At 39.7% G+C, this 12,188-nt stretch carries 11 protein-coding genes and 1 pseudogene; 3 read left to right on the top strand and 9 right to left on the bottom strand.

Features of this window, described 5'->3' with window-relative positions; translation table 11 throughout:
* Window position 1 precedes the first annotated feature (1 nt).
* On the bottom strand, window positions 2-1,000 hold the full coding sequence (locus V7K79_RS01380; protein ID WP_335043997.1) for an SDR family oxidoreductase: 999 nt from the start codon (window positions 998-1,000) through the stop codon (window positions 2-4).
* A 293-nt stretch (window positions 1,001-1,293) separates the two neighbouring features.
* Window positions 1,294-1,398, bottom strand: coding sequence for a cytochrome b6-f complex subunit PetM (gene petM / locus V7K79_RS01375; RefSeq protein WP_118167852.1), 105 nt, complete (start codon window positions 1,396-1,398; stop codon window positions 1,294-1,296).
* A 206-nt stretch (window positions 1,399-1,604) separates the two neighbouring features.
* Here petM and pdxA point away from each other — a divergent pair, with 206 nt between their 5' ends.
* Window positions 1,605-2,693 (top strand): 4-hydroxythreonine-4-phosphate dehydrogenase PdxA, encoded by a 1,089-nt coding sequence (gene pdxA, locus V7K79_RS01370; RefSeq protein WP_335043995.1) that lies wholly within the window; start codon window positions 1,605-1,607, stop codon window positions 2,691-2,693.
* A gap of 397 nt (window positions 2,694-3,090) precedes the next feature.
* Entirely contained in the window at window positions 3,091-3,582 is a 492-nt protein-coding gene (locus V7K79_RS01365) for a hypothetical protein (protein ID WP_335043993.1), read from the top strand.
* A 55-nt stretch (window positions 3,583-3,637) separates the two neighbouring features.
* Here the strand turns inward: V7K79_RS01365 and V7K79_RS01360 are convergent, their stop codons facing one another.
* Both V7K79_RS01360 and V7K79_RS01355 read right to left on the bottom strand, forming a co-directional pair.
* Window positions 3,638-4,624, bottom strand: a complete 987-nt coding sequence (locus V7K79_RS01360; protein ID WP_335043991.1) for a protein rep — start codon at window positions 4,622-4,624, stop codon at window positions 3,638-3,640.
* Between the two features lie 148 nt (window positions 4,625-4,772).
* On the bottom strand, window positions 4,773-5,492 hold the full coding sequence (locus V7K79_RS01355) for a response regulator transcription factor (RefSeq protein ID WP_335043989.1): 720 nt from the start codon (window positions 5,490-5,492) through the stop codon (window positions 4,773-4,775).
* Window positions 5,493-6,713: 1,221 nt separating this feature from the next.
* On the opposite strand from V7K79_RS01355, the pseudogene V7K79_RS01350 reads away from it, so the two are divergent.
* Window positions 6,714-7,160 (top strand): annotated as a pseudogene (locus V7K79_RS01350) (rhodanese-like domain-containing protein); the annotation flags it as partial.
* Between the two features lie 667 nt (window positions 7,161-7,827).
* Here V7K79_RS01350 and V7K79_RS01345 read toward each other — a convergent pair.
* From V7K79_RS01345 to V7K79_RS01325, 5 genes are all read right to left on the bottom strand, one after another.
* Window positions 7,828-8,457 (bottom strand): ribonuclease H-like domain-containing protein, encoded by a 630-nt coding sequence (locus V7K79_RS01345; protein WP_335043987.1) that lies wholly within the window; start codon window positions 8,455-8,457, stop codon window positions 7,828-7,830.
* Between the two features lie 88 nt (window positions 8,458-8,545).
* On the bottom strand, window positions 8,546-9,094 hold the full coding sequence (locus V7K79_RS01340) for a CAP domain-containing protein (RefSeq protein WP_335043985.1): 549 nt from the start codon (window positions 9,092-9,094) through the stop codon (window positions 8,546-8,548).
* A 553-nt stretch (window positions 9,095-9,647) separates the two neighbouring features.
* A complete protein-coding gene (locus tag V7K79_RS01335; RefSeq protein WP_335043984.1) occupies window positions 9,648-10,178 on the bottom strand; it encodes a CAP domain-containing protein in 531 nt (176 codons plus the stop codon).
* Window positions 10,179-10,607: 429 nt separating this feature from the next.
* Window positions 10,608-10,895, bottom strand: a complete 288-nt coding sequence (locus V7K79_RS01330; protein ID WP_335043982.1) for a hypothetical protein — start codon at window positions 10,893-10,895, stop codon at window positions 10,608-10,610.
* Window positions 10,896-11,029: 134 nt separating this feature from the next.
* Window positions 11,030-12,187: a class I SAM-dependent methyltransferase gene (locus tag V7K79_RS01325; protein ID WP_335043980.1), complete on the bottom strand. Its 1,158-nt coding sequence runs from the start codon at window positions 12,185-12,187 to the stop codon at window positions 11,030-11,032.
* Window position 12,188: the final 1 nt, after the last annotated feature.

Genomic DNA, 12,188 nt, shown 5'->3' with positions numbered 1-12,188 from the left:
ACTATTGACTATTGGCTTTTGAAGACTGTTTGAAAGGAGTTTTTTTCGGTTTCTGCTTTTTATTTTTATTTTTCAGGTAGTCTACTTCTTTGAGCTTCTTCATTATTCGGCTGAAGTACTCTTGTAGATAGCTTTCTAGGGTTGTGGTTTGCTGTTGATCTAAACCAAACACTGTATACACTTCATCCATTGAAGCATTTAACTGTTTACCACTAGCCAATACTTCTGTAAACGCCAGCCTGTCTGCTACGTTCCATCCCCACTGAAAGAAACGCATTATGCCCCGCACAGCACGCAGCAAGGTTATTGGCATCCGCGTTACTCTGGCATCTTTTCCAGATAAGCGTTCGCACAGGTTAATAATTTCTTCTGCACTCCATGCACGAGTACCGACTACAGGAAAAGCTTGGTTTTCCGTTTCTGGTACACTCAATGCTCGGATTGCAAACTTAGCAATGTCCTGAGTGTCCATATAGGCGATGGGAGAAGAATTACCTGTTACCCAAACTGGCTGTCCTTCCAAAATGGGAATTCCATACTGACCAATTAACCCTTGCATAAACCCAGCTAGCTGCAAGATGGTATAATTCAAGCCTGACTCAGCCAAGAATAGTTCTGTACACCGCTTAATTTCCATTAGCGGCACTCCTGGATATTTATCAGCATCTAAAATAGAAAAGAAGATAAAACGCTCTACACCAGCTGTTTTTGCAGCTTGAATTAATGCTACTTTGCCTTCCCAGTCCACTTGTTTAATACTCAATGAATCTGTTGGGCGAGATGTTGAAGCATCAATAACTTGGGTTACACCTTCCAATGCTTCCGCTAAGGTATCGGCGTAACGCAAATTTCCAGGGACAAGTTCTGCACCCCATTCTTTAAGAAAAGCTGCTTTTTTACTGCTGCGGACAAGACAGCGTACTTTATATCCCTCATCGATCGCACGACGAGCCACTTGTCTTCCTAAGGTGCCAGTGGCACCGACGATTAATAATGTCATGAGGGTTGTAATAAATTTTAATGTTTTATGAAAATAATGTTATCAGAATAACCTATGCAAACAAAAGTTTACATCTTTTCTCAGAAAATCAATTTATATGGATAGAGTTATGAGAAAAAAGCTATCCGGTTAACGGACAAGCTTTTTTCTCATTTCGATGAAAAAGTTACTAGGGAATGGGGAAGATGGGGCCCCCTCTGGGGATAAAGGGTAATGAGGAGTGGGGAAAATAATAACTCTTGTACAGACGCGATTAATCACGTCTCTACTCTTAACTCCTAACTCAGCACTAATTATTCTTCTGTGCCCTGAATTTTCAGTAACAACGCGCCTAAGCCCCAGCCTACGAAGATTAAACCGAAAGATAATAGAGCTGCATTCAAAAGTTCGCCGCCCATTAGTGTGATTCTCCTTATGCAAAGTGGTGTGTAAACTAGGTCTACCAGAAGCTTTTCAATAGTTGCTGTAGGATTAGACCTGTGTAAATAATTTTAAACTAGTTTAGCAGGTAATCCCTACTGATTCGGGGGGCAACTCCTACTCTTTCCAGAAGGAAGATGGGGAAATTAGGAAACTTTGATGATAATAATTATGAAGAGATTTTATGTATCTAAATAATCAAGATAGTTTAAGAAATTTTGTAAAAGAAAATCGTCCGCGTTTAGCATTGACACTGGGAGATCCTGCGGGTATCGGCCCGGAAGTGATTTTGAAAGCTTTAGCAGATCCAGAAATTAGTCAAAAATATGACGTTACAGTGGTGGGTAACGGGGATTTGCTGGCACAGACTTATCGCAAACTGAATTTAACTAAGAATTTAGTCGCTTTGGCAAATCCAGATGATTTGTCAGTTAGCGATGTGCAGTTGGATGGGAAAATTAAAGATCAAATTATTCCAGGAATAGGTAATGCAGCGAGTGGTGCGGCTAGTTTTGCGTATATGGAATATGCGATCGCTCAAACACTGGCTGGTAAATTTGATGGTATTGTTACAGGGCCAATCGCTAAATCTGCTTGGAAAGCCGCAGGGTACAATTATCCAGGGCAAACGGAACTTTTAGCCCAAAAATCAGGTGTTGAGCGTTTTGGGATGTTATTCGTAGCGCGATCGCCTCATACTGGTTGGACGCTCCGCGCTTTGCTGGCTACCACACATATTCCCCTGCGTCAAGTAGCCGATGTGTTGACACCGCAGTTGTTGACACAAAAACTGGATTTGCTGGTGGAGTGTTTAGAGAAAGATTTTGGTATATATAGAGGAAGAATTGCGATCGCCGGGTTAAATCCCCACAGTGGCGAACAGGGACAACTTGGACATGAAGAACAGGATTGGTTAATTCCCTGGTTGGAGCAAGAGCGGCAAAATCGTCCACAATTGCAACTAGATGGCCCGATACCGCCAGATACGATGTGGGTTAAACCTGGTCAAGCTTGGTATGGAAATTCTTTAGTGCAAAATCCAGCTGATGCCTACTTGGCACTTTACCACGACCAAGGCTTAATTCCTGTGAAGCTGATGGCATTTGATCGGGCAGTTAATACTTCTATTGGTCTTCCTTTTGTTCGGACTTCACCCGATCATGGGACAGCGTTTGATATTGCGGGTAAGGGAATTGCTGATGCTACGAGTATGAAAGCAGCAATACATTTAGCGGCGGAGTTGGTTAGTCAAAGGTTGGCTAATAAAAATTAATTTTATAACTTAATTATCGAAGGTATTTACTAGCTTCAAGTAAAGGCAATTTATAAATGCCAGCCATCCGTTTTTCGGGCGACTGGTATTTATTTTTTTGTGCTTTTTGGATTCTAGGAAAGATAGGCTAACGCCTAATAATTTTGAAGTATGCATTGATCTACTCGCTTAATTATAGGACTTGTTTTTTTCTCTATCGTGATTGCAATGAATAAAGAGTTTTACTCCAATAGTCGTGATGTCAATACGCCTTTAAATATTTTTTCTTTTTAATAAAGAGTTTTACTCCAATAGTCGTAGTGTCAATACGTCTTTAAATATTTTTTCTTGAACGCTTCGCGTGAAGGAAAGGTGTAATTAGTTTTATTTTCATAATTTAAATTTTTAGGAGTTAATAATGAATTTAGTTGAAACTAAAACCATTGGATACGTTCGTCGCGATCTTCAAAGTCTTCATAACTGGTGTGATCATCAATCTAGGATGAAGTCAATGTCTTCTAGTCGGATTGCTTTTAATCAAACTCACAAATGGTTTGGATACGAAGTAATACTACTAAAGCCTAATGCGAAAATTAATCCAGGCAATTGGGATGAGAGGGTTAATCGACTTGGCGATCGCATTTTTCCAGGATGGAATTGTGCCTTACTTAGCCATTATTGTCCAGGTGGTGGCATGAAACGACACCGTGACCACTCTGTTTTTGAACCTCTGGTAGTATTAGTCAATATTGGACGTGCTACTTTGTGCATCAATAATCAGGAACATCACCTTGAAGATGGTCAGGTTATCAAGTTTGATTCTAGTATTCCCCATGAACTACTTCCGGTTGTATCTGACCGATGGTCTTTATCCTTTCGCCGGATTAAGCCACAGGATCTACGGTTCTAAATTCCTATAATCTTTTTCCTGTAAGGATTACGTGACTTTGGTCGCATCGCTGATGTCACTCTATATTAAATCTTTGTAACTTGCGCTCCCATCGGAAATACAAACTTTCTTCATCCACCTCATCTATCTCTTCACTTTCATCAATGAGGTCTTGGTTTTTTTCTTCTAATTCACGCATATACTGCCTGAGTATACCCCCAACAGCGATCGCTCTGGTTTTATGCAGTTGACGCGTTAACTCTAAAAACCATTCTCTATCAGCCACCAAATCTGATTCTTTCACCTGATACTTGAGAATTTCTGGGATAAGTAGTGACAGGTTATGATGTTTAGCGATCGCACTAATATAAATCATTGGGTGGTAATCAATTCGTAAGCACTGCTGCCACAACGCTACCCATTTGGCATGAGAAAGATAGCCATGACTGAAATACGAAGACGGCACCATTGCCAAAATATGTAAATGCGGGTGTGCTGAGATTCCATCTCTACCTTTGGTTACTTCTGTGGACTTCACCCAACCTTTCGCAGGCCATGCTTTCAATTCAGTGAATCGCTTAAAAGCTTTATTCATCGAATCCAAGTTTTCCCTGAGTTCCTTAATCTGGCAATTCCTTACTGTCAAGGTAATAAACAGCCAACGGTGGTTGGGGTAATCAGTGACAACCTGTGGGAGAATTTTGTAAGCTCTTGCTTTCCACATGAGCGATCGCCGCCACTGACAAACTGGACAATGACGAACCCTACAGAATCGGGCATCTGATAGTTTTAACTTGAGAATAGCTTCCGATTCATCTGGTACTAATTGAAATTTGAGCAACTCGGAACAGGTTCTTATCCGCCAAGCATACTGCTGAAAATAATGTTCGTCTGCTTTGGCGTAATAATGCAGGACTTTATCAGTATTAGCTCTGTGCTTGTCCCAAATTTTACCTATAGGTGAAACTTCGGTTAAGCTCTGTACATTTTGATTTTGTTGAAACTTATCTTGAGACGATAGATTAAAAGCAATAAAGTTATTATCTGAGGCTTGAGCAGACACGAAATCACCAAATCAGTTTGTATCAACGTCCCAAATTAACGCAAGTTATACGGTCAAGCCTCAGTAAAACTATTTAGGTAAACAATAAAACTAATGCTGACTCATCTGAGTCATTCTTGGTTATGAAGTACTCCTGAAATCGGAAAGCTCAGGAATTAATATTTTCGTCAGGTGCTTCAAACTTGTAACCATAGCCCCGCACAGTTTTAATAAACTCCGGTATGCTGGGATCAACTTCCATCTTCTTGCGAAGCTGACCAATATGCACATCAACCACCCGGCCATCTCCTATGTAGTCACAACCCCAGATTTGTTGGATTAGTTGTGGACGACTCCAAGCCTGATTAGGATGACTTGCTAAAAAATGTAATATATTAAATTCCAACGCTGTTAAGGTAAGGATTTTATCATTAAGTGTTACCTCCCGGCCCTCTGGATTAATTACTAGCTGCTTGAAAACGATACGTTGTGTTGGGGAGGGATTGATGTAGCGTATCCGCCTCAAAAGAGCTTCTACTCTAACTTCAACTTCTGCAAGACTAAATGGTTTAGTCATGAAATCATCAGCACCTGCGCTTAAGATTTTAATTTTATCAGCCTCGTCAGTCCTACTAGTCAGTATCAACACCAAAACATTAGTACGACTCTGCATTTCTTGGCAAAGACTATAACCAGTAACATCCGGCAAATTCCAATCCAGAATTACTAAAGCTGGGTTGAATTGCTCAAACAACGATAAGGCTGTCCTACCATCTGCTGCTGACTCTATTTGATATTTCCGGCTTAAAAAACGATAGACGAGATTTCGGACGCTGAAGTCGTCATCAACGATCAGAATTTTGGGAGTAGTAGCAGTAACCATAACCATAATACTGTCTATTGTAGATTGGGCGATTTACTATTGCGCCAGTTGTACTTTACGTGTTTTTCTTGAGAGTTTATTTACGCGCTCCTCTGCTGAGTACCATTGCTACTGTAGTACTTGTATACATTTAATTTCTATGAAGCTTATGACAACTTCAGTTATTTGTCATGCCGATAAAATTCCTAATTATCGCATGATTATTGCATAATTTTAAATTTGCATTGTATAATATTAATTATTTTTGCATTTGGATAAGTGTAATTAAAACCCATCTCTGTAACCGCAAATAGTTAAAAGACACATCCAGAAGCGACAACAATTCCTACAATTTTAAAAGAGTAACGCACTCCTTAATTAATTAAGTCTCTACAAAAGCTCACAAACTAATTTATCAGCCAATCTAGATTCTTAACTCCTACTTACTCGACTGTACTATAACCATTAGGTATGTTCTCTTGAAGAAGGTCTACGAAAATCTACCCTGGTGCATTTACATGTAGTTGCCCTCTTAAGCATATACTATACTACAAGTTTCAGCCTGAGACTATGACAAGTCAAGGACTGAAAGCATCCCCAGAAAGTATATAGGGTAGCAAAACCAGCTTTAACACACAAAAATAACATCATAATAATATTGCTATAGCAATATTATTATGATGTCAATAAATTGCTGAAAGGAACTGCCCTCTGATACCTACGGCAGGCTGTGCCAACGCCAAAAACTAGCGCTCAAGGCTAGTTCGCCCAAGTCGGGAAACCCCCAAGCGACTGGCTCGACTTTGCGCTTTGTAATTACAAATGACTAATGACAGCCAACTTTGCAAACATTTCAGAAATGATTTCGGACTGCTATATTAGCGATGCCTACGGCGGGCTACGCCTACGCTGATATTAAAAAGGTATCAATTACTATATTTATTGATAAATATTTTTCAGCTTAAACTTATATTTTTCTCGATTTATGAGGAATTTTCTAAAATGAAAAATATCTAAATGACTAAAATATCAAAAACATAAACTTTAAATTATTCAATTAAATTTATCGGAAAAGTTATATTTACATACTATTAAATGGCATTAATTGCAATTTATGAATTGGTAGAAATCCTGGAAATAGCTCAGTCTATCTGAGGAGAGAGTTTGAGGACGTTCATACCAGAGAAAGAGCAATTAAATATCTTCAGTTCGCTAAATTACTATTAATATCCTCAGTAAGGAAAAATTATGGTTAATAATTTAGTAGGCGGCATCATTCCCCCACAACCACCAATAGAATCACAAACTGAAGCTCATACCCTAAAGACTCGTCTGGAATGGGGTGAACCAGCTTTTACAATCCTGGATGTGCGCGATCGCTTCACCTACAATGAAGGTCACATTATGGGAGCGATGCCCATGCCAGCAGATGAATTGGTAGAGCGTGCGGTATCTTCTTTGGATAAAAACCGTGATATTTACATTTACGGTGCCAATGAACAAGACTCCGCTCAAGCCGCACAACAACTGCGTTCTAATGGATTTGAGCATGTCTCCCAACTCAAAGGTGGTCTTGACGCATGGAAGGAGATCGGTGGCCCAACAGAAGGCATTGTTGAATCAAAAACTCCCGCAGGTGCAGACGACTACAACGTGGTAGATCGGCTAAAAAATCACCAAGAAAATCTGCAAAAGGGAGGCACTAGCGCCACGGAATCTATTAAACAGGGAGCCACTAACCTTAAGGAAGGCATCAAAGAGGGAGCCAGTAACCTCAAAGAAAACATTCAACAGGGAGCCAGTAACCTCAAAGAAAATGTTCAACAGGGAGCTAGTAACCTCAAAGAAAACGTTCAAGAGGGAGCCAGTAACCTCAAAGAAAATGTTCAAGAGGGAGCCAGTAACCTCAAAGAAAATGTTCAAGAGGGAGCCAGTAACCTCAAAGAAAATGTTCAAGAGGGAGCCAGTAACCTCAAAGAAAACGTTCAAGAGGGAGCCAATAATGTTAAAGAAGGCATTAATGAATCTAAAACTCCTAGAGACACTGAATAATTCCAAGATTGGAGCTTAGGAAAAATAACTTAGAAAGTTAGTGAATAGACCTCTTGTATAAATCAAGCATAAGAATCCCACTCTACCTTTGAATAACGTCAAAGTTTCTCCCTCTTTGATAGCGAAGAAAGGTTAGAGGTGGGGTGTTAAAAAATTTTCCAAGAGGTCTAATCTCTATTTTTCATCAGCAAAAAATTACAATTCACAAATGCAGCCGGAGACTCTGAAGCTACGATCAGAAAACAGAATATTGTATGTAATGATATTTATCCTCCAGTTCAATAACTTTTGCAATAGGTTCACAGTTTGATCAGTGTTCAAACAAATCCTTAAATTGCAATAAATCTAAAGAAACTATCGTTGGTAGAAATTCAAAACATTCTTGAGCAATTTGCCAGCGTTCTTCTCGTTTGAGCATTTGTATTAGCTTCTGCTGCACACTAAGTAAGTAGCGCACATCATCGGCAGCATAACTTAGTTGAGCTTCAGATAAACTAACGGCGTTACCCCAATCAGAACTTTGAGAGCTTTTATCTAGTTCCACTTGTTCTAACTCTTGCACCACATCTTTGAGTCCGTGGCGATTTGTGTAAGTACGGGCTAACTTACTGGCAATTTTGGTGCAAAAAACTGGCTTTACTTGAATACCTAGATTGGCTCGCAAAGTGGCAAGGTCAAATCGAGCAAAGTGAAACACTTTCACAACATTGACTGCTTCTAAAAGTTTTTTTAAGTTGGGAGCATCAGCTTGTCCTTTGGCTATACGGATTGCAGTCACTTTCCCTTCAAGATTGCAAAGCTGGACGAGACACAAGCGATCGCGCAACGGCAACAATCCCATCGTTTCTGTATCAACTGCGATCGCTGTAGATTCTAAATACTGGCTAAGGGCTGCGTCACTGAGGTCGCGATCGCTCACCTGAAAATCTGGTAATGTCATTAATCGTTCAAAAATAATAGCAGTGTCCAGCAGACAAAATCTTGTTAGACACTACATTATTATTGTGCAAAAAAATCAAAAATTAAATCTACCTAGTACGAAAAAACATCTGTGTCAGGTAGACTTCGCCTTGATTATTAGTAGCAACGCCAATTCCAGTCAGGTTGTAATTTCCTTTAAGATTCTTTAGGTGTCCGGGACTATTGATCCAACCAGTAACAGCTTCCTCTACGGGGTTGCTATATCCCCGATTGAAAGCAACATTTTCTGCTGCACTGTTATAGCGAATCGGGATAGCTTTGACTCGCCCTTCAAATCCCTGATGGCTAAATGGGATTTTGCCTTTAGCCATATTTTGACTATGAATTCTTGCCTGTCGAGTTAAATTTGCATTTAAGGTCAACTTTGGCAGCCCTTTAGAAGCCCGATATCGATTAATTTGGTTAAATACTGATTTTTCTAGCTCAGTTGTTTTAAAAGTAGGAGTCGATATTGCAACCTGACTAGAAAAAAGCGACAACAGCTTATTACGGGTGGATGTATTTGTAGAAGTATGATTTGGTATCGGAGCAGTCGTTAATCCACTAGCAAGGACAAGCGCACTTAAAGCGATGCCAAAAGCAGTTTGTCGGAACATGGAGAATTGCGTAATGTGTAGAGATATAAGACTTCTACTTTACCCTATTGTTCCGAGAATATATACCACAATACTGTTAAGTAATGATGAATTTCGGCAATTTGGCTACATCCTTTACAAGTAACACAAACAATCATCCGATTGTCAGTATTTCAATAGGTTAGCTTCATGAAAATCACGGTTAATTTTGCTGATAATTTAAGATTTTCATGAAATACATCGCAAAAGCTTTGCTGACAGGTTGAAGTCTGGGGAATTTGAGAAAAACCCAAAGTTTACTAAATTTAAGTAAGTTGGTAGGAAAAAACACAACTATCTTAATAAAGATAAATAAGGCTAAAACCCTCTTCAATTCTGCCGACGCTCGCGGACTTGCTAACGCTGCGCTATCCTGCCTCATCCCAACTACAAATATTTACGCCGTTCTACTTAACGCTGCGTGCAATTTTTACTCAAACTTCATTTCTCAGTCCTTTGCTTTCAAACCCTTTCTTTTTACCGAAGAAAAGAATAAAAGTGAGGTCAGAATATTAAATTGCACATTGCGTCAAACTTATGAGCGGATGAACATTTGTGTGAAGTAGATTGCGCCTTGACTGTTTTTGGCGACACCAATCCCCGTCAGATTATAATTACCTCTGATGTTGGCAAGATGCCCTGGACTTTTGAGCCAGCCTTGAACAGCTATTGTGGCAGGATCGCTATATCCCTGGTTGTAAGCGACATTTTCACCAGCTGCTTTGTAAGAAATACGGGTTGCTTTAACACGTTCTGAAAATCCAGTATGTCCAAAGGAAACAGTACCATTAGCCATGTTTTGACTGTGAATCCTCACTTGATTATCGATGGCAGCATTACGAGTCAGTGCTGGTAACCCTTGGGAAATTCTGTATTTATTAATTTGGTTAAAAATCGACTGTTCTAGAGCGGTAGTGTCGATGCTAGATGCTGCAATTTGTAGAGTACCATTTGATACATTTGAAGCCATTGGCGTGAAAGCTGGATTTGTTACAGGAGTAGCGATCGCTCCACTACTGAGAATTATAGTGCCTAAAGCAACGCTATAAATTATTGATTTAATCATTTGCTAAAAGTAAAGTTTTAGACAATGTAACCAACTAATATCAATGTGACAAATTGCTTATAAGTCTATATAGCTCTTTTTATAGGCTTTTTTGTTCAAAAACTACCAGCAAACGTTTAAATTCATGATCTTACGGCAAAATAGTGTTGTTTAATCAATAATCGTCTTCTACCATTAGTATGATTATTTATATTTACATCCATTACCTAAGTATTATATACTAGTATAATTACTGAATTTTTTGGAACTTTTTAGTTTTATATTATGCTTGTTTATATCAATAGTCCAGGTTTTTTACTAGCCTTAAGTATATTTAATACCATAAAACATGTATATAAATCAGTATAAACCGATTGTAAAAGTTGAATATACGGAATGTATAAGATAAATAGGCTAGATTTATTCAGCAAAACATCTGCGTGATTTCAACTAGCTTTTGTTGAGGGTTTCTAACTCTTCCTGTACCACGCGTAACACCCGTGCAATGTATTCTGCACGCCACTGTTCCCGTTCTTTAGTTACTTTGACATCCGGCTCGTAAGCTTCTATCTCACTAGCTGATAAAATACCTTTCACCTTTAGTAACCGTTCAATGGTGTCTAGCCGCTCATGCAGCACGGACACCTCACCAGTCAAAGCCATAACGATCGCTAACAATTTATCAGTTTGCGGATTTTCTAAGTAAACAGGTCGTTTACCCTTGGCTATTTTTGTCATCCTAATACCAATTCTCCAAAAATAAGACTAGACAAAAAAACGAGGAAAGCCAGATAAAATCTGACTTTCTCAATTACGAATTATGTTAGCGTAGCAGGCCATAGCCCATTAGGAATTGCTATAACTTCCTCAGCCTACTTAATTGCAGTAACCGCAAACCAAGTGCCTTGGGTGGTTGAGTTCCGATTTTGAAACATAGGATTAGTTTCTTTTGCTTTCCATGCTCCATTGGGGACAAATTTCTCAAATGTCTTATCTGCTGCAAAACCAGCTTCAGTAACTAGCGGCACCAAATCTAAATCGCGTACAGCACTCCAGAAGGGTTCGTTGTTGTTAGCGGTTTCCCAATCAGAAATAAACTGTCTATAAACATCCATGTGCCGATATAGAGGTGCTTCTAGATGAATCATCATGCCACCGGGAGCCAGTAGACGATAAGACTCTTGCATAACTTTACGCACAGATGGCGGGGGGATTTCATGCAGCAAAATGTGAGAAACCACTAAGTCAAATGATTCATCTGGGAAATTAGTGTGTTCGGCATTTTGCTGAGAAAAGTGTACCCGTTTTCCCAAGTTTTCAGCTCTTGCATGAGCGTAACGCAGCATGGGTGCGCCTACATCTATGCCATAGACTTCTGCTTCTGGGAAACCATCTACATAAGGTAACGTGCTATTGCCGATAGAACATCCCATATCGAGGATTTTTTTCGGTTTAAAGTCGGGATACTCTGCTAAAAGGTAGTTTTGGACTATAGATAGCCCCATATCATCGTTGAGCGGCCCCAACCAACCTAATCCATAAACGTAAGCGCCCCGATCGTAGGTTGCACCGGCTGCGACATCATCAGCAGTTAATTCACTGTGATATCCTCCGGGCATACAGTGAATGTCTACAGCCTTTTGATAAGTAGGTATTTGAAAATTTGGATCGATGGTTAAAGTACCCAATTCACCACCTTTGTCTTTAGCACGCTCTATTAACTCTGGCAGTTGTCTGTCAACGTTGGCATTTACAGCATCCCATAGCATTTCCTGGTTGATGCGTTTGAGGGCACTAGTCCAGTGGTAATAAGGTTCGTGCTGCATTACTTCCCGAATTTCATAACGATTCTGGGGAGAACGCTGATGTTCTTGTTCAAACTTCGGCTTGCCTACTTTTTCATAAACTTCTTTATTACCAGGAAGGACATTCTTGAAAATGTGCATTTTCATACTTTGCACAAAGCTTTGGCGTGCCAACTCGTCGTGAGTGGGTTGCGGTAGCATAGCGTGTTGGAATTGTTGACCCATT

Origin of the sequence: Nostoc sp. (assembly GCF_036917575.1) — a bacterium.
In the GTDB taxonomy this organism is placed as follows: domain Bacteria; phylum Cyanobacteriota; class Cyanobacteriia; order Cyanobacteriales; family Nostocaceae; genus Nostoc.
Note: the sequence above shows the minus strand (reverse complement) of the source record. Positions and strands in the feature narration are given on the sequence as shown.